The sequence below is a fragment of the Shinella sumterensis genome, assembly GCF_004514425.2.
Taxonomy (GTDB): domain Bacteria; phylum Pseudomonadota; class Alphaproteobacteria; order Rhizobiales; family Rhizobiaceae; genus Shinella; species Shinella sumterensis.
This window is the reverse complement of sequence record NZ_MYFN02000029.1, coordinates 1-18,547: the sequence shown is the minus strand read 5'-3', so window position 1 is coordinate 18,547 and position 18,547 is coordinate 1. Positions and strand designations below refer to the sequence as shown.

The following is an 18,547-nucleotide window of genomic DNA, read 5'->3' as shown; positions in this document are numbered from 1 at the left end:
ACGAAGGAAGAAGGCGGCCGTCATACGCCGTTCTTCACGAACTACCGTCCGCAGTTCTACTTCCGCACGACGGACGTGACGGGCATCGTCTCGCTGCCGGAAGGCACGGAAATGGTCATGCCGGGCGACAACGTGACCGTTGACGTCGAGCTGATCGTTCCGATCGCGATGGAAGAAAAGCTGCGCTTCGCCATCCGCGAAGGCGGCCGTACCGTCGGCGCAGGCATCGTCGCCTCCATCGTCGAGTAATCCTTCCGGATCACGACAGATCTAGAAGACCCCGCTGGTCGCCAGCGGGGTCTTTTTCGTTCAGGCTATTCTCGTCCGATATTTTAGACCTTGCCGATAACTCGCCAGTTCTGGGGATGGAGGCATCGGACGTCGATGTGTAGGGTCATGGCGTCGCTTCGTGCGACCGGCCCTGGCATGCGCCAAGGCCCGGCGCCTTTGGACCGTGGTCCTCTGTTTTGCAAAAGGCGCCCGTGCGCGTGGCGGGCATGAGGCCCTGCCGCGCGCAACAACGCTCACACGAGACGGACCCGTTTCCCATGACGCCTTTCTTTCGTGCGGCGCGCGCAGCGCTCGCCCTTTCGATGGCATTTGTGATTCTTCCGGCTGGGGCTGCCCGGGCGGAGGGCTCCCTCCTGATCTGGTCGCCGAGCAAGATTTCCGGCAATGCCTATCGCCTGCGCATGGGCGCCAGGACGCCGCCGGGCAGCGATGCGCGCGCCGGTGTGGATTTCTCCGTCACGACCTCCTCGACGGGTAGCGTCCGACGCACCCGCGACAATGCGCGGCTCTGGGCGGAAATGCAGGGCAGGGGCGCATCGGGTGCGGAGGGCAACGTGGCAGCCGGGTATAACCCTGCGACGGGGCGTGCGACGGCAAGCGCGGGCGTTTCGCACCGCTGGATGGCCACGCCCTCCGTCGACATTCTCATCAATCCGTCCGTCTGGGCCGATTCGGATATGCGGCACGGCCATACGGGATCCGTACGCGTGACGCAGAAAGCGCAGCTTCAGTCCGTCACGACGGGTACGTCCCTGATCGCTTCGGGCACGGCCGTCTCCGGTCAGCCGCATGTGAAGACGGAGTTCCGCGTCGAGCAGAACGTCATGCGCGGTCTCAACGTCGCCGCGACCGTGCAAAGGCAGGATGCCGAAATGGTCGGCGCCATCCGCGCGCGGTTCCGCATGGACTGGTGATCCATCGGGGGAAGGGGTGTCGGCTTGCTAAGCTGTGAAAAAAACACGTCTTCGCCCTTGCCAAGTCCGGCTGCGCGCCGTAAAGACGCCATGCCTTGCCGGCGAGCGGTGTTTCACCCGGATGCGGCAGGCGTAAAGGGGTATAGCTCAGTTGGTAGAGCGGCGGTCTCCAAAACCGCAGGTCGGGGGTTCGAGCCCCTCTGCCCCTGCCATTTTCGCCTGATGGCGCGGACCACCAGCAGCGACGGCGGAACATGGCACCGGCGGCGAGAGCCGCCTAAATTCGTGAAAAGTCCGGTTACCTCTTGTGAAAAAGGGAATCGGGCTTTATGTAGGGCAAAACAGACACGCGGTGCGTGGGGCTGATAATTCAGCTTTACGCGCCGTAATGGCGTGGATATTCAATGGCATCGAAAACGAATCCGATTGCGTTTCTGCAGCAGGTACGCTCCGAAACGGCAAAAGTGACTTGGCCCTCGCGGCGCGAGACGATGATCTCGACCGCAATGGTGTTCGTGATGGTCTTCCTTGCCGCGGTGTTCTTCTTCGCTGCGGACCAGTTGCTGGCCTGGCTGATCGCGCTCGTCCTGAACGCTGGCGTCTGATTGGTTGGAGATGAACATGGCTTCGCGTTGGTACATCGTCCACGCCTATTCGAACTTTGAGAAGAAGGTCGCCGAGGACATCGAGAACAAGGCCCGGCAGAAGGGTCTTGACCATCTCTTTGAAAAGATTCTCGTTCCGACCGAAAAGGTTGTCGAGGTGCGTCGCGGCCGCAAGGTCGATTCCGAACGCAAGTTCTTCCCCGGCTACGTGCTGGTGCGGGCGAACCTGACGGACGAGGCGTACCACCTCATCAAGAACACGCCGAAGGTCACGGGCTTCCTCGGTTCCGACAACAAGCCGGTCCCGATCCCCGACAGCGAGGCGGAGCGCATCCTGTCGCAGGTGCAGGACGGTGTCGATCGTCCGAAGCCCTCGGTCTCGTTCGAGATCGGCGAGCAGGTCCGCGTTTCCGACGGTCCCTTCGCGTCGTTCAACGGCACGGTGCAGGATGTCGACGAGGAGCGTTCGCGCCTCAAGGTGGAGGTGTCGATCTTCGGTCGCGCCACCCCGGTCGAGCTGGAATACGCCCAGGTCGAGAAAATCTGATTTCGGTGGCTCCCGGTTTTGCGACCGCGGGGCCGTCCATCTGAAATCCGGTCCTGCCCGCAGGATCGGCGGCGGAAGTTTCCGCCAATCGCGTGGAAGGGAAGGCGGCCTGTAGCCGGGCGCTGAAAACCGCACCACGCAACCGCAGCCGCCGGTCCCCGGATCGGCATCAAGGGCCGGGCAACCGGCCGCATTCTGAAAGGCAGAGAAAATGGCTAAGAAAGTTGCAGGCCAGCTCAAGCTTCAGGTCAAGGCAGGATCGGCAAACCCGTCCCCGCCGATCGGCCCGGCGCTTGGTCAGCGTGGCATTAACATCATGGAATTCTGCAAGTCGTTCAACGCAGCGACGCAGGAAATGGAAAAAGGTATGCCGATCCCGGTCGTCATCACCTATTACCAGGACAAGTCCTTCACGTTCGTGATGAAGCAGCCGCCGGTGACCTACTTCCTCAAGAAGGAAGCCAAGATCACGTCCGGCTCGAAGACCCCGGGCAAGGGCGCCACGGTCGGCAAGCTCACCAAGGCTCAGATCAAGTCGATCGCCGAAGCCAAGATGAAGGATCTCAACGCCGCCGACATCGAAGGCGCGATGGCAATGGTCGAGGGCTCTGCCCGCGCCATGGGCCTGGAAGTGGTAGGTTAAGACCATGGCCAAGATTGCAAAGCGTATCCAGAAGATCCGTGAAGGCATCGACCCCACCAAGCTGGTCGCCCTTTCGGATGCCATCGCTCTCGTCAAGGAGCGTGCCGTCGCCAAGTTCGACGAAACCGTCGAAATCGCCATGAACCTCGGCGTCGACCCGCGTCACGCAGACCAGATGGTCCGCGGCGTGGTCAACCTGCCGAACGGCACGGGCCGTGACGTTCGCGTCGCCGTCTTCGCCCGTGGCGCCAAGGCTGACGAAGCCAAGGCTGCCGGTGCTGACATCGTCGGCGCCGAAGACCTGCTGGAAATCGTCCAGGGCGGCAAGATCGATTTCGATCGCTGCATCGCGACCCCGGACATGATGCCGCTCGTCGGCCGTCTCGGTAAGGTTCTTGGGCCCCGCGGCATGATGCCGAACCCGAAGGTCGGCACCGTCACCATGGACGTTGCAGGCGCTGTCAAGGCATCCAAGGGCGGTGCTGTCGAGTTCCGCGTCGAGAAGGCTGGTATCATCCACGCCGGCATCGGCAAGGCTTCCTTCGACGCCAAGGCTCTGGAAGAAAACATCAAGGCGTTCGCCGACGCCGTCGTCAAGGCGAAGCCGGCCGGCGCGAAGGGCAACTACGTCAAGCGCGTTGCCATCTCGTCGACCATGGGCCCGGGCGTCAAGATCGACCCGGCGACCGTCGCCTGATAGACAAGGGTCCGGCTCAGGCCGGACCCAACAGAATTCCCGGCCTTGTCTGGCCGGGGATTTCCGGGGCCAAACCCCGGAACTCCTGTCCGAGATTGCAGGTGGTTGGACCTTAATCACTTTGCCTGCATGAGACGGGGTGAGACCTGGATTTCATCTCAGCGTCGGATGACGCCGGAATTCGGTTCGAACCTACCTTACCTTGTGCCGCGGCCCGAAAGGGCCGAGCGCGGGGGGACAGGATCCTCGAGCGTCGCTCGGGGTCCATTTCAAAGTGGACCTCTGGCGGCAAAGGTAAACCCGGCAGGTCCCGTGAGAACTCACGGTCCTGTCAACTGGAGATAGGCACAGTGGAAAGAGCGGAAAAACGCGAATTCGTCACGGAGCTGAACGAAGTCTTCAAGGCTTCCGGTTCGGTTGTCGTGGCCCGCTACGCCGGTATCACCGTCGCGCAGATGAACGATCTTCGTACGAAGATGCGTGCTGCCGGCGGCACCGTCAAGGTCGCGAAGAACCGCCTGGCCAAAATTGCCCTTCAGGGTACGGAGTCGGAAGGGATGTCTGATCTCTTCCAGGGTCAGACGCTCATTGCTTACGCAAATGATCCGATGATTGCTCCCAAGGTTGCCATGGATTTCGCCAAGACCAACGACAAGCTCGTTGTGCTCGGCGGCGCCATGGGCTCGACCACACTCGACGCTGAAGCAGTCAAGTCGCTCGCGACCCTGCCTTCGCTCGACGAGCTTCGCGCAAAGCTCCTGGGCCTGCTTGCAGCCCCGGCAACGCGCGTCGCCACGGTCGTTGCAGCACCGGCAAGCCAGCTTGCCCGTGTGTTCGCAGCCTACGCCAAGAAGGACGAAGCCGCTTGAGGCGGTTTTTCGCTGTAAATCAAACTAACCAGTTCGAACCGAATATAAGGAACTACTACAATGGCTGATCTCGCAAAGATCGTTGAAGACCTGTCTGCTCTGACTGTTCTGGAAGCTGCTGAGCTTTCCAAGCTGCTCGAAGAGAAGTGGGGCGTTTCTGCAGCTGCTCCGGTCGCTGTTGCCGCTGCTGGCGGTGGCGCTGCTCCGGCTGCTGCTGAAGAAGAAAAGACCGAGTTCGACGTTATCCTCGTTGACGCTGGCGCCAACAAGATCAACGTCATCAAGGAAGTCCGCGGCATCACCGGCCTCGGCCTCAAGGAAGCCAAGGACCTGGTCGAAGGCGCTCCGAAGCCGGTCAAGGAAGCCGTCTCCAAGGCTGAAGCCGCTGACCTCAAGAAGAAGCTTGAGGACGCCGGCGCCAAGGTCGACGTCAAGTAATACCGGAATGCGATGGGAGAGGGTTTCGACCCTCTCCCATTGATGATTCCTCCGGACTGATTACCCAAAAGCCGCAAAAACGGCTTTTGGGTAATGGGTTCTTCAAGAGGATGGTCTTTCCCCGCAAGTCAGGGCAATCCGGCCCGGTGCGCGGCAGGCGAGACGAGTTTGAACCAACCCATGATAGACGGGATCGACTGGCCAGCGAACCCCGTCCGTTGCAGGCCCGGATGCTTAATTTGAAGGAGCGACGATGGCTCAGACCCTTTCGTTTAACGGTCGTAGGCGCGTACGCAAGTTTTTTGGAAAAATCCCCGAAGTCGCAGAAATGCCGAACCTCATCGAGGTTCAGAAGGCATCCTACGACCAGTTTCTGATGGTTGAAGAGCCCGCCGGCGGTCGTCCGGACGAGGGCCTTCAGTCGGTTTTCAAGTCGGTCTTCCCGATCACCGATTTCTCCGGCGCTTCCATGCTCGAATTCGTCTCCTACGAGTTCGAACAGCCGAAGTTCGACGTCGAGGAATGCCGCCAGCGTGATCTGACCTATGCAGCGCCGCTCAAGGTGACGCTGCGCCTCATCGTGTTCGATATCGACGAGGATACCGGCGCGAAGTCCATCAAGGACATCAAGGAACAGAACGTCTACATGGGCGACATGCCGCTCATGACCGACAACGGCACGTTCATCGTCAACGGCACCGAGCGCGTCATCGTCTCCCAGATGCACCGTTCGCCGGGCGTGTTCTTCGATCACGACAAGGGCAAGAGCCATTCTTCCGGCAAGCTGCTCTTCGCAGCCCGCGTCATCCCGTATCGCGGTTCCTGGCTCGACATCGAGTTCGACGCCAAGGACATCGTGCATGCGCGCATCGACCGCCGCCGCAAGATCCCCGTCACCTCGCTCCTCATGGCGCTGGGCATGGACGGCGAAGACATCCTGTCGACCTTCTACACGAAGTCGCTCTACCAGCGCGACGGCGAAGGCTGGCGCATTCCGTTCAATCCCGACGTGCTGAAGGGCCAGAAGGCCGTCGCGGACATGATCGATGCCGATACGGGCGAAGTGGTTGTCGAAGTCGGCAAGAAGCTCACGCCGCGCCTGCTCCGCCAGCTCTCCGAAAAGGGCCTCAAGGCTCTCAAGGCGACCGATGAGGATCTCTACGGCAACTACCTCGCCGAAGACATCGTCAACTACGAGACGGGTGAAATCTATCTCGAAGCCGGCGACGAAATCGACGAGAAGACCCTGCCGGTCATCCTGTCGGCCGGTTTCGACGAGATTCCGGTTCTCGACATCGACCATATCAATGTCGGCGCCTACATCCGCTCGACGCTCGCAGCCGACAAGAACGAGAACCGTCAGGACGCTCTGTTCGACATCTACCGCGTCATGCGTCCGGGCGAGCCGCCGACCATGGATTCGGCCGAAGCCATGTTCAACACGCTGTTCTTCGACGCGGAGCGTTACGATCTCTCCGCCGTCGGCCGCGTGAAGATGAACATGCGCCTTGACCTCGATGTCGCCGACACGGTCCGCACGCTGCGCAAGGAAGACATCCTGGCCGTGGTCAAGATGCTTGTCGAACTGCGCGACGGCAAGGGCGAGATCGACGACATCGACAACCTCGGCAACCGTCGTGTGCGTTCGGTCGGCGAACTCATGGAGAACCAGTACCGTCTCGGCCTGCTCCGCATGGAACGCGCGATCAAGGAACGCATGTCCTCGATCGAGATCGACACGGTCATGCCGCAGGACCTGATCAACGCGAAGCCGGCGGCTGCCGCCGTTCGCGAGTTCTTCGGTTCCTCGCAGCTGTCGCAGTTCATGGACCAGGTGAACCCGCTGTCGGAAATCACCCACAAGCGCCGTCTTTCGGCTCTTGGCCCGGGTGGTCTGACCCGCGAACGCGCCGGCTTCGAAGTCCGCGACGTTCACCCGACCCACTATGGCCGTATCTGCCCGATCGAGACGCCGGAAGGCCCGAACATCGGTCTGATCAACTCGCTCGCCACCTTCGCCCGCGTCAACAAGTACGGCTTCATCGAAAGCCCGTACCGCAAGATCGTGGACGGCAAGGTGACGACGGACGTGGTCTACCTCTCCGCCATGGAAGAGGCCAAGTACCACGTTGCCCAGGCCAACTCCGTGCTGGAAGCCGACAACTCCTTCGCTGAAGAGTTCGTCGTCTGCCGTCACGCCGGCGAAGTCATGCTCGCCCCGCGCGACCAGATCAACCTGATGGACGTTTCGCCGAAGCAGCTCGTTTCGGTCGCGGCGGCGCTCATCCCGTTCCTCGAGAACGACGACGCCAACCGCGCGCTCATGGGTTCGAACATGCAGCGTCAGGCCGTTCCGCTCCTGCGGGCGGAAGCACCGTTCGTCGGCACCGGCATGGAGCCGATCGTGGCCCGTGACTCGGGTGCTGCCATCGCGGCCCGCCGCGGCGGTGTCGTCGACCAGGTCGACGCGACCCGTATCGTTATCCGCGCCACCGAAGACCTCGATCCGTCGAAGTCGGGCGTCGATATCTATCGTCTGCAGAAGTTCCAGCGCTCCAACCAGAACACCTGCGTCAACCAGCGCCCGCTGGTCACCGTCGGCGACGTTCTCAACAAGGGCGACATCATCGCGGACGGTCCGTCGACCGACCTCGGTGACCTGGCACTCGGCCGCAACGCGCTCGTCGCGTTCATGCCGTGGAACGGCTACAACTACGAAGACTCGATCCTGATGTCCGAACGCATCGTCTCCGACGACGTGTTCACCTCGATCCACATCGAGGAATTCGAAGTCATGGCCCGCGACACGAAGCTCGGCCCGGAAGAAATCACGCGCGACATTCCGAATGTTTCGGAAGAAGCGCTGAAGAACCTCGACGAAGCCGGTATCGTCTATATCGGTGCAGAGGTTCAGCCGGGCGACATCCTGGTCGGCAAGATCACCCCGAAGGGCGAAAGCCCGATGACGCCGGAAGAAAAGCTCCTGCGCGCCATCTTCGGTGAGAAGGCCTCCGACGTTCGCGACACCTCCATGCGCATGCCGCCCGGCACCTTCGGTACGGTCGTCGAAGTTCGCGTCTTCAACCGCCACGGCGTGGAGAAGGACGAGCGCGCGATGGCGATCGAGCGTGAAGAGATCGAGCGTCTGGCCAAGGACCGTGACGACGAGCAGGCGATCCTCGACCGTAACGTCTACGGCCGTCTGATCGACATGCTGCGTGGCCACGTCGCCGTTGCCGGCCCGAAGTCCTTCAAGAAGGGCACCGAGCTGTCGAACGCCGTCATCTCCGAATATCCCCGCTCGCAGTGGTGGATGTTCGCCGTCGAGGACGAGAAGGTCCAGGGCGAGATCGAAGCGCTTCGTGGCCAGTACGACGAATCCAAGTCGCGCCTTGAACAGCGCTTCATGGACAAGGTCGAGAAGGTCCAGCGCGGCGACGAAATGCCTCCGGGCGTCATGAAGATGGTCAAGGTCTTCGTCGCTGTGAAGCGCAAGATCCAGCCCGGCGACAAGATGGCCGGCCGTCACGGCAACAAGGGTGTGGTTTCGCGCATCCTGCCGATCGAGGACATGCCGTTCCTGGAAGACGGTACGCATGTCGACATCTGCTTGAACCCGCTGGGCGTGCCTTCGCGCATGAACGTCGGCCAGATCCTCGAAACCCACCTTGCCTGGGCTTGCGCCGGCATGGGCAAGAAGATCGGCGACCTGCTCGACGAGTATCGCAAGACGATGGACATCTCGGACCTGAAGCGCGAGCTGACGGAAGTCTACGAGAGCGAAGCCAAGGACGAAGTCGCCCATTTCGACGACGACGCCCTGGTCAAGCTTGCCGAGCAGTCCCGCAAGGGTGTCTCGATCGCAACGCCGGTCTTCGACGGTGCGCATGAACCCGACGTCGCCAGCATGCTGGAGCGTGCAGGCCTCAACTCCTCCGGCCAGTCGGTTCTCTACGACGGCCGTACGGGTGAAGCCTTCGACCGCAAGGTCACCGTCGGCTACATGTACATGATCAAGCTGAACCACCTCGTGGACGACAAGATCCACGCCCGTTCGATCGGTCCGTACTCGCTCGTTACCCAGCAGCCGCTGGGCGGCAAGGCGCAGTTCGGCGGCCAGCGCTTCGGGGAAATGGAGGTCTGGGCTCTCGAAGCTTACGGCGCCGCCTACACGCTGCAGGAAATGCTGACCGTGAAGTCGGACGACGTCGCGGGCCGCACCAAGGTGTACGAGGCGATCGTTCGTGGCGACGACACGTTCGAGGCGGGCATTCCCGAGAGCTTCAACGTTCTCGTCAAGGAAATGCGCTCGCTCGGCCTGTCGGTCGAACTCGAGAACTCCAAGATCGATCCGAACGCGGAAGCCGGCCAGCTTCCCGACGCGGCAGAGTGATCTGATCGGGTGCGCGCCCAAAAAGGCGCGCACCGTTTCCGCCTCCCGCCCGTTCGGCAGGGGGCGGCTCATCCGTTTAAGGCAGCGTTGCGGCACCCGGGTATCGCCGCAATTGCTTGCTAAGCAGAGGGCCCAAGGCCCACTAAGGAGATAGGCATGAACCAAGAGGTCATGAACCTTTTCAACCCGCAGGTGCCTGCGCAGACGTTCGATTCCATCCGGATTTCGATCGCGTCGCCGGAAAAGATCCTGTCCTGGTCTTACGGTGAGATCAAGAAGCCGGAAACCATCAACTACCGCACGTTCAAGCCGGAACGCGACGGTCTGTTCTGCGCGCGCATCTTTGGCCCGATCAAGGACTACGAGTGCCTGTGCGGCAAGTACAAGCGCATGAAGTACAAGGGCATCATCTGCGAAAAGTGCGGCGTGGAAGTCACGCTGTCGCGCGTTCGCCGTGAGCGCATGGGCCATATCGAGCTCGCTGCGCCCGTTGCCCACATCTGGTTCCTGAAGTCGCTGCCGTCGCGCATCGCGACGCTGCTCGACATGACGCTGAAGGATGTCGAGCGCGTTCTCTATTTCGAGAACTACATCGTGACCGAGCCGGGCCTGACCGCGCTCAAGGAAAACCAGCTTCTTTCCGAAGAAGAATACATGATCGCCGTTGATGAATATGGTGAAGACCAGTTCACGGCGATGATCGGCGCCGAGGCCATCTACGAGATGCTCGCCTCGATGAACCTCGAGAAGATCGCAGGCGACCTGCGCTCGGATCTGGCGGACACCACGTCGGAGCTGAAGCAGAAGAAGCTGATGAAGCGCCTGAAGATCGTCGAGAACTTCATGGAAAGCGGCAACCGTCCGGAATGGATGATCATGAAGGTCGTTCCGGTGATCCCGCCGGACCTGCGCCCGCTCGTCCCGCTGGATGGCGGCCGTTTCGCGACGTCGGACCTCAACGATCTCTATCGCCGCGTCATCAACCGTAACAACCGTCTGAAGCGTCTCATCGAGCTGCGCGCACCGGGCATCATCATCCGTAACGAGAAGCGCATGCTTCAGGAATCGGTTGACGCCCTATTCGACAACGGCCGCCGTGGCCGCGTCATCACCGGCGCCAACAAGCGTCCGCTGAAGTCGCTGTCCGACATGCTCAAGGGCAAGCAGGGCCGCTTCCGTCAGAACCTGCTCGGCAAGCGCGTCGACTATTCCGGCCGTTCGGTCATCGTGACCGGTCCGGAACTCAAGCTGCACCAGTGCGGCCTGCCGAAGAAGATGGCGCTCGAACTGTTCAAGCCGTTCATCTATGCCCGCCTCGACGCGAAGGGTTTCTCCTCGACCGTCAAGCAGGCCAAGAAGCTGGTCGAGAAGGAAAAGCCTGAGGTCTGGGATATCCTCGACGAGGTCATCCGCGAGCATCCGGTTCTCCTGAACCGCGCACCGACGCTGCACCGCCTGGGCATCCAGGCCTTCGAACCGATCCTGGTCGAAGGCAAGGCGATCCAGCTGCACCCGCTCGTCTGCACGGCCTTCAACGCCGACTTCGACGGTGACCAGATGGCTGTTCACGTTCCGCTCTCGCTGGAAGCCCAGCTGGAAGCGCGCGTGCTCATGATGTCGACCAACAACATCCTGCATCCGGCGAACGGCGCACCGATCATCGTTCCCTCGCAGGACATGGTTCTCGGCCTCTACTATCTGGCGATCATGAACCAGAACGAGCCGGGCGAAGGCATGGCCTTCTCCGACATGGGCGAACTGCACCACGCGCTGGAGAACAAGGTCGTCACGCTGCACGCCAAGATCAAGGGACGCTTCAAGTCGGTCGATGCCGACGGCAAGCCGTACACCAAGATCTATGAAACGACGCCCGGCCGCATGATCATCGGCGAACTGCTGCCGAAGAACGGCAACATTCCGTTCGACATCTGCAACCAGGAAATGACCAAGAAGAACATCTCCAAGATGATCGACACGGTCTACCGTCACTGCGGCCAGAAGGACACGGTCATCTTCTGCGACCGCATCATGCAGCTCGGCTTTGCCCATGCCTGCCGCGCCGGCATTTCGTTCGGCAAGGACGACATGATCATCCCGGAAACCAAGGCGAAGATCGTCGGTGACACCGAAACCCTCGTCAAGGAATACGAGCAGCAGTACAACGACGGCCTGATCACCCAGGGCGAGAAGTACAACAAGGTCGTCGACGCCTGGGGCAAGGCGACCGAAAAGGTTGCCGAAGACATGATGGCCCGCATCAAGGCCGTCGAGTTCGACCCGGAAACCGGTCGCCAGAAGCCGATGAACGCCATCTACATGATGTCCCACTCGGGCGCCCGCGGTTCTCCGAACCAGATGCGCCAGCTGGGCGGCATGCGTGGCCTCATGGCCAAGCCGTCGGGCGAGATCATCGAAACGCCGATCATCTCGAACTTCAAGGAAGGCCTGACCGTGAACGAGTACTTCAACTCGACGCACGGCGCCCGCAAGGGTCTTGCAGACACCGCCTTGAAGACCGCGAACTCCGGTTACCTGACCCGTCGTCTCGTCGACGTCGCGCAGGATTGCATCGTCACGCACGTGGATTGCGGCACCGACAAGGGCCTCACCATGACCGCGATCGTCGATGCAGGCCAGGTCGTGGCTTCGATCGGCACCCGCGTTCTGGGCCGTACCGCACTCGACGACATCGATCATCCGGTCACGGGTGAGCGCATCGTCGATGCCGGCAGGATGATCCTTGAGGCCGATGTCGTCGAGATCGAGAAGGCTGGTATCCAGTCGATCCGCATCCGTTCGGCGCTGACCTGCGAAATCCAGACCGGCGTCTGCGGCGTCTGCTACGGTCGAGACCTCGCACGCGGCACGCCCGTCAACATGGGCGAAGCCGTTGGCGTCATCGCGGCACAGTCGATCGGCGAGCCGGGCACCCAGCTGACCATGCGTACCTTCCACCTGGGCGGCACGGCGACCGTGGTCGACCAGTCGTTCCTGGAAGCATCGTATGAAGGCACGGTGCAGATGAAGAACCGCAACATGCTGCGCAACTCCGAAGGCGCACTCGTCGCGATGGGCCGCAACATGGCGATCACCATCCTGGACGAGCGTGGCGTGGAGCGTTCCTCACAGCGCGTCGCCTACGGTTCGAAGATCTTCGTCGACGATGGCGACAAGGTGAAGCGCGGCCAGCGTCTCGCCGAGTGGGACCCCTACACCCGTCCGATGATGACGGAAGTCGAGGGTACCGTTCACTTCGAAGACGTGGTCGACGGCATCTCGGTTCTGGAAACGACGGACGAGTCCACCGGCATCACCAAGCGTTCGGTCATCGACTGGCGTTCGACGCCGCGCGGTTCGGACCTGAAGCCGGCCATCGTCATCAAGGACAAGAATGGCGCGGTTGCCAAGCTGTCCCGCGGTGGCGAAGCCCGCTTCATGCTCTCGGTCGACGCGATCCTCTCGGTCGAGCCCGGCCAGAAGGTCTCCCAGGGTGACGTTCTTGCCCGTTCGCCGCTGGAAAGCGCCAAGACCAAGGACATCACCGGTGGTCTGCCGCGCGTTGCCGAACTGTTCGAAGCCCGTCGTCCGAAGGACCACGCCATCATCGCGGAGATCGATGGTACGGTTCGCCTCGGCCGCGACTACAAGAACAAGCGTCGCGTGATGATCGAGCCGGCGGAAGACGGTGTCGAACCGGTCGAGTACCTGATCCCGAAGGGCAAGCCCTTCCACCTTCAGGACGGCGACTTCATCGAAAAGGGTGACTACATCCTCGACGGCAACCCGGCGCCGCACGACATCCTGGCGATCAAGGGCGTGGAAGCACTTGCTTCCTACCTCGTGAACGAAATCCAGGAAGTCTACCGACTGCAGGGCGTTGTGATCAACGACAAGCACATCGAGGTGATCGTTCGCCAGATGCTGCAGAAGGTCGAGATCACGGATGCCGGCGACTCGACCTACATCGTCGGCGACAATGTCGACCGTATCGAGCTCGAAGACGTCAACGACGCGCTGATCGAGGAAGGCAAGAAGCCGGCATACGGCGAACCTGTCCTTCTCGGCATCACCAAGGCGTCGCTGCAGACCCCGTCGTTCATCTCGGCCGCTTCGTTCCAGGAGACCACCAAGGTTCTCACGGAAGCTGCGATCGCCGGCAAGACCGACGGCCTGCAGGGCCTCAAGGAAAACGTCATCGTCGGCCGCCTCATCCCGGCCGGTACGGGTGGCACCATGACCCAGATCCGCCGTATCGCGACGGCTCGCGACGAGATGATCCTCGACGAGCGCCGCAAGTCGACGGGCGCCGGCGTCGCCACCCCGATGCTCACGGAGCTCGCCGGTGGCGAGGGTGCCGCAGCCGAGTAAGGCTGGATCCTATGACTATGAAGACGCCGGGCCTCGCGCCCGGCGTTTTTGTTTCTGCCGGGCACAAGTGGTTCGAAGAAGCAGAAAAGCCGCCCGGGTGGCCGGGCGGCTTATGAATAGCGAAGTGCGGTAGGCGTTCAGGCGAAGCGGATGATCGCCACTTCGCCTTCCAGCGCGCCCTTGTAGGCGGAGGCATGCGGCTCTTCTTCCGGTTCGCCGGTCAGGGTGCCGATCTGGTCGAGGTCCGCCTCGATGAAGCCTTCCTCGGAGAGCGCGTTCAGGGCCTCCCGCACGGCGCTGTCGTCATCGGGCGCGCGCAGCATGACGTGGATGTCGAGGCCATCGTCGCCCTCCCGCTCATAGGCCTTGCCGATGATGATGAAGACCATCGGTTCGTCGAGCGTATTGTTGTCGTTGTCGGCGCTGGACGCCATGGCGGGCTCCTTTCGGGATTGAGTGCTGGACATTCTATAAAGGGTAGGGTGGCCGGGCCCAATGGCAAAATGCAAGCATCGGCCAGCCGGTCAAGAGAATCAGTGGATGCAGGCGGCGGGCTCTGACTCTTCCCGGTTGATTCCGCTTTCATGCTTTCTTAATATTCATTCGTGATGGATTGATGGCTGGCCCGCTGCCCGTACAGGGCAGGGGGCAAGGCCGAAAGCCCTGCATTTCAGGCATATCTGCCGCCGCGGCCCGGGATTCTTTCGCCGCGCCCCTTGACCTTTTGCCCTTAAGTCAGTATTCCGCACGCCATCAGAGCCTATGTGAGGCTGGCTGGTTCGGAACGACTCGTTCTGGAGTTCGCCTCAAACAGGGCTCGACGCACGTTGAGAACATGAATGCTGCACGCATGACGCGGTTATAACGCGTCCTCTGCCTATTGGGGTCATCCACTCAAGTGGATCGGCCTTTTATTGCGCATGAACACGCGTGTGGCCATGTATCCGCCCGCAAGGGTAAATGAGACGAACAAGGGATGGGTCTATGCCTACCGTAAACCAGCTGATCCGCAAGCCGCGCCAGGCGCAGGTAAAGCGCAACAAGGTTCCTGCCCTGCAGGAAAACCCCCAGAAGCGTGGTGTTTGCACCCGCGTTTATACCACGACCCCGAAGAAGCCGAACTCGGCTCTGCGTAAGGTCGCCAAGATCCGCCTGACCAATGGCTTCGAAGTCATCGGCTACATCCCGGGCGAAGGCCACAACCTGCAGGAACACTCTGTCGTCATGATCCGTGGCGGCCGCGTAAAGGACCTTCCGGGTGTGCGCTACCACATCATCCGCGGCGTTCTCGACACCCAGGGCGTCAAGAACCGCAAGCAGCGCCGCTCCAAGTACGGCGCGAAGCGTCCGAAATAATACAGTAACCGGCGCCATTTCGCTGGTCGGAACCTTTTGAAGAAAGACGAAAAGTATGTCCCGTCGCCATAGAGCAGAAAAGCGCGAGATCAATCCGGACCCGAAGTTCGGCGATCTCGTTGTCACCAAGTTCATGAATGCCATCATGCTGGACGGCAAGAAGTCCGTCGCCGAAACGATCGTTTACGGCGCCTTCGACGTCGTTCAGGGCAAGGCCAAGGCCGACCCGCTGGGCGTGTTCCATTCGGCTCTCGACAACGTTGCGCCGCACGTCGAAGTGCGTTCGCGCCGCGTCGGTGGTGCGACCTACCAGGTTCCGGTCGATGTTCGTCCGGAGCGTCGTCAGGCTCTGGCCATCCGCTGGCTGATCGCTGCTGCCCGCAAGCGTAACGAAACGACCATGGTCGAGCGCCTTTCCGGCGAACTCATGGACGCTTCGAACAACCGCGGCAGCGCGGTCAAGAAGCGCGAAGACACGCACAAGATGGCTGACGCCAACCGTGCCTTCTCGCACTACCGCTGGTAACCGAAACTAGACGTCTCGAAAGGAGCTCCAATGGCTCGCGAATATAAAATCGAAGACTACCGAAATTTCGGTATCATGGCGCATATCGACGCCGGCAAGACGACGACGACCGAACGCATCCTCTACTACACCGGCAAGTCCCACAAGATCGGCGAAGTCCATGACGGCGCCGCCACCATGGACTGGATGGAGCAGGAGCAGGAACGCGGCATCACCATCACGTCCGCTGCCACCACGACCTTCTGGAAGGGCCGTGACGGCAAGACCCGCCGCTTCAACATCATTGACACCCCCGGCCACGTTGACTTCACCATCGAAGTCGAACGCTCGCTGCGCGTTCTCGACGGTGCGATTGCCCTTCTCGATGCCAATGCCGGCGTTGAGCCGCAGACGGAAACCGTCTGGCGTCAGGCTGAGAAGTACAACGTTCCGCGCATGATCTTCTGCAACAAGATGGACAAGACCGGCGCGGACTTCTACCGCTCGGTTTCCATGATCAAGTCGCGTCTCGGTGCGACCGCCGTCGTCATGCAGCTGCCGATCGGCGCTGAAAGCGAATTCAAGGGCGTTATCGATCTGATCGAGATGAACGCTCTCGTCTGGCGCGATGAATCGCTCGGCGCCCAGTGGGACGTCGTCGAAATTCCTGAAGACATGAAGGAAAAGGCCGAGGAGTATCGCGAGAAGCTCATCGAGACCGTCGTCGAAATCGACGAAGCCGCGATGGAAGCCTACCTCGAAGGCACCTACCCGGACAACGACAAGATCCGCGAACTCGTTCGCCGCGGCACCATCGACGTGAAGTTCCACCCGATGTTCTGCGGTACGGCTTTCAAGAACAAGGGCGTTCAGCCGCTTCTCGACGCCGTTGTCGATTACCTGCCGTCGCCGGTCGACATCCCGGCCATCAAGGGCATCGACGTCAAGACCGAAGCCGAAATCGAGCGTCATGCCGATGACAGCGAGCCGCTTTCCATGCTCGCGTTCAAGATCATGAACGACCCCTTCGTCGGTTCGCTGACCTTTGCCCGCATCTATTCCGGCAAGCTCGAAAAGGGCACGTCGGTCATGAACACGGTCAAGGACAAGCGCGAGCGCGTCGGCCGTATGCTTCAGATGCACTCCAACTCCCGTGAAGACATCGAAGAAGCCTATGCAGGCGACATCGTTGCTCTCGCCGGCCTCAAGGACACGACGACGGGCGATACGCTTTGCGATCCCCTGAAGCCGGTTATCCTCGAGCGCATGGAGTTCCCGGAGCCGGTTATCCAGATCGCCATCGAGCCGAAGACGAAGAACGACCAGGAAAAGATGGGCCTCGCGCTCAACCGCCTGGCCGCAGAAGACCCGTCCTTCCGCGTCAAGACCGACGAAGAATCCGGCCAGACGATCATCGCCGGCATGGGTGAACTTCACCTCGACATCATCGTCGACCGCATGCGTCGCGAGTTCAAGGTCGAAGCCAACGTCGGTGCTCCGCAGGTTGCTTACCGTGAGACGATCACGCGCAAGACCGAGAAGGACTACACGCACAAGAAGCAGACCGGTGGTACCGGCCAGTTCGCCCGCGTGAAGCTCGTCTTCGAACCGAACCCGGAAGGCGAAGATTTCCTCTTCGAATCCAAGATCGTCGGCGGTGCTGTTCCGAAGGAATATATCCCGGGCGTTCAGAAGGGTATCGAAAGCGTTCTGTCTTCGGGTCCGCTCGCAGGCTTCCCGATGCTCGGCGTCAAGGCGACGCTCATCGACGGCGCCTTCCACGACGTCGACTCCTCGGTCCTCGCCTTCGAAATCGCATCGCGTGCCTGCTTCCGTGAAGCATCCCGCGAAGCTGGCGCCCAGCTGCTCGAGCCGATGATGAAGGTCGAAGTCGTAACGCCGGAAGACTATGTCGGCGACGTTATCGGCGACCTGAACTCCCGTCGTGGCCAGATCCAGGGCCAGGAGAGCCGCGGCGTTGCCGTCGTGATCTCCGCCAACGTACCGCTGGCCAACATGTTCAAGTACGTGGACAACCTGCGCTCCATGTCGCAGGGCCGCGCCCAGTACTCGATGGTCTTCGACCACTATGCGCCGGTTCCCTCGAACGTCGCACAGGAAATCCAGGCAAAGTACTCCGGTCAGAAGTGACCGGGGTACGCCCCACCCAATTTGTATGAATTTCCCGTCCAGGGATCACGAACGGAGAGCCGGAAATGGCAAAGAGCAAGTTTGAGCGCAACAAGCCTCACGTAAACATCGGCACGATCGGGCACGTTGACCACGGCAAGACGTCGACGACGGCAGCGATCACGAAGTACTTCGGCGAGTTCAAGGCGTACGACCAGATCGACGCTGCTCCGGAAGAAAAGGCGCGCGGCATCACCATCTCGACGGCACACGTCGAATACGAGACGGCGAACCGTCACTACGCGCATGTCGACTGCCCCGGCCACGCCGACTACGTCAAGAACATGATCACCGGTGCTGCCCAGATGGACGGCGCGATCCTGGTTGTTTCGGCAGCCGACGGCCCGATGCCGCAGACGCGCGAGCACATCCTGCTGGCCCGCCAGGTCGGCGTTCCCGCGATCGTGGTGTTCCTCAACAAGGTCGACCAGGTTGACGACGCCGAACTTCTCGAGCTCGTCGAGCTGGAAGTGCGCGAACTTCTGTCGTCCTACGAATTCCCGGGCGACGACATTCCGATCGTCAAGGGTTCGGCTCTGGCGGCTCTGGAAGATTCGAACAAGGAAATCGGCGAAGACGCGATCCGCGCCCTGATGGCCGCAGTCGACGACTACATCCCGACGCCCGAGCGTCCGATCGACCAGCCCTTCCTGATGCCGATCGAAGACGTGTTCTCGATCTCGGGCCGTGGTACGGTCGTGACCGGCCGCGTCGAGCGTGGCATCGTCAAG

At 61.3% G+C, this 18,547-nt stretch carries 15 protein-coding genes and 1 tRNA gene; 15 read left to right on the top strand and 1 reads right to left on the bottom strand.

Features of this window, described 5'->3' with window-relative positions; genetic code table 11:
* From B5M41_RS26090 to rpoC, 11 genes are all read left to right on the top strand, one after another.
* A partial coding sequence (locus B5M41_RS26090; RefSeq protein ID WP_461675936.1) for an EF-Tu C-terminal domain-related protein occupies positions 1-249 on the top strand: 249 nt, incomplete at its 5' end.
* A gap of 299 nt (positions 250-548) precedes the next feature.
* Complete coding sequence (locus B5M41_RS26085; RefSeq protein ID WP_134652673.1) at positions 549-1,205, top strand: hypothetical protein; 657 nt, start codon at positions 549-551, stop codon at positions 1,203-1,205.
* A gap of 136 nt (positions 1,206-1,341) precedes the next feature.
* A tRNA-Trp gene (locus tag B5M41_RS26080) sits at positions 1,342-1,417 on the top strand.
* 192 nt (positions 1,418-1,609) lie between these two features.
* On the top strand, positions 1,610-1,810 hold the full coding sequence (gene secE / locus B5M41_RS26075) for a preprotein translocase subunit SecE (protein WP_134652675.1): 201 nt from the start codon (positions 1,610-1,612) through the stop codon (positions 1,808-1,810).
* A 16-nt stretch (positions 1,811-1,826) separates the two neighbouring features.
* Complete coding sequence (nusG, locus tag B5M41_RS26070; RefSeq protein WP_064329841.1) at positions 1,827-2,357, top strand: transcription termination/antitermination protein NusG; 531 nt, start codon at positions 1,827-1,829, stop codon at positions 2,355-2,357.
* Positions 2,358-2,568: 211 nt separating this feature from the next.
* A complete protein-coding gene (gene rplK, locus B5M41_RS26065) occupies positions 2,569-3,000 on the top strand; it encodes a 50S ribosomal protein L11 (protein WP_023517311.1) in 432 nt (143 codons plus the stop codon).
* Between the two features lie 4 nt (positions 3,001-3,004).
* Entirely contained in the window at positions 3,005-3,697 is a 693-nt protein-coding gene (gene rplA / locus B5M41_RS26060; RefSeq protein ID WP_134652677.1) for a 50S ribosomal protein L1, read from the top strand.
* 350 nt (positions 3,698-4,047) lie between these two features.
* Positions 4,048-4,566, top strand: a complete 519-nt coding sequence (gene rplJ, locus B5M41_RS26055) for a 50S ribosomal protein L10 (protein ID WP_134652679.1) — start codon at positions 4,048-4,050, stop codon at positions 4,564-4,566.
* 60 nt (positions 4,567-4,626) lie between these two features.
* Entirely contained in the window at positions 4,627-5,004 is a 378-nt protein-coding gene (gene rplL, locus B5M41_RS26050; protein ID WP_134652681.1) for a 50S ribosomal protein L7/L12, read from the top strand.
* 253 nt (positions 5,005-5,257) lie between these two features.
* Positions 5,258-9,397, top strand: coding sequence for a DNA-directed RNA polymerase subunit beta (rpoB, locus tag B5M41_RS26045; RefSeq protein WP_134652683.1), 4,140 nt, complete (start codon positions 5,258-5,260; stop codon positions 9,395-9,397).
* Positions 9,398-9,553: 156 nt separating this feature from the next.
* Complete coding sequence (rpoC, locus tag B5M41_RS26040; RefSeq protein ID WP_134652685.1) at positions 9,554-13,765, top strand: DNA-directed RNA polymerase subunit beta'; 4,212 nt, start codon at positions 9,554-9,556, stop codon at positions 13,763-13,765.
* Positions 13,766-13,902: 137 nt separating this feature from the next.
* Here rpoC and B5M41_RS26035 read toward each other — a convergent pair whose 3' ends face one another.
* The gene (locus B5M41_RS26035) at positions 13,903-14,199 is read right to left on the bottom strand and encodes a transcriptional regulator (RefSeq protein WP_134652687.1); all 297 of its coding nucleotides are present in this window, start codon (positions 14,197-14,199) and stop codon (positions 13,903-13,905) included.
* A 550-nt stretch (positions 14,200-14,749) separates the two neighbouring features.
* On the opposite strand from B5M41_RS26035, the gene rpsL reads away from it, so the two are divergent.
* The 4 genes from rpsL to B5M41_RS26015 all read left to right on the top strand — a co-directional run.
* On the top strand, positions 14,750-15,121 hold the full coding sequence (gene rpsL / locus B5M41_RS26030) for a 30S ribosomal protein S12 (RefSeq protein ID WP_003507760.1): 372 nt from the start codon (positions 14,750-14,752) through the stop codon (positions 15,119-15,121).
* 55 nt (positions 15,122-15,176) lie between these two features.
* Positions 15,177-15,647: a 30S ribosomal protein S7 gene (gene rpsG / locus B5M41_RS26025; RefSeq protein ID WP_134652689.1), complete on the top strand. Its 471-nt coding sequence runs from the start codon at positions 15,177-15,179 to the stop codon at positions 15,645-15,647.
* 30 nt (positions 15,648-15,677) lie between these two features.
* Positions 15,678-17,777, top strand: a complete 2,100-nt coding sequence (gene fusA, locus B5M41_RS26020) for an elongation factor G (RefSeq protein WP_134652691.1) — start codon at positions 15,678-15,680, stop codon at positions 17,775-17,777.
* 65 nt (positions 17,778-17,842) lie between these two features.
* Positions 17,843-18,547: GTP-binding protein (locus tag B5M41_RS26015; protein WP_230640371.1), on the top strand; the 705-nt coding region annotated here is incomplete at its 3' end.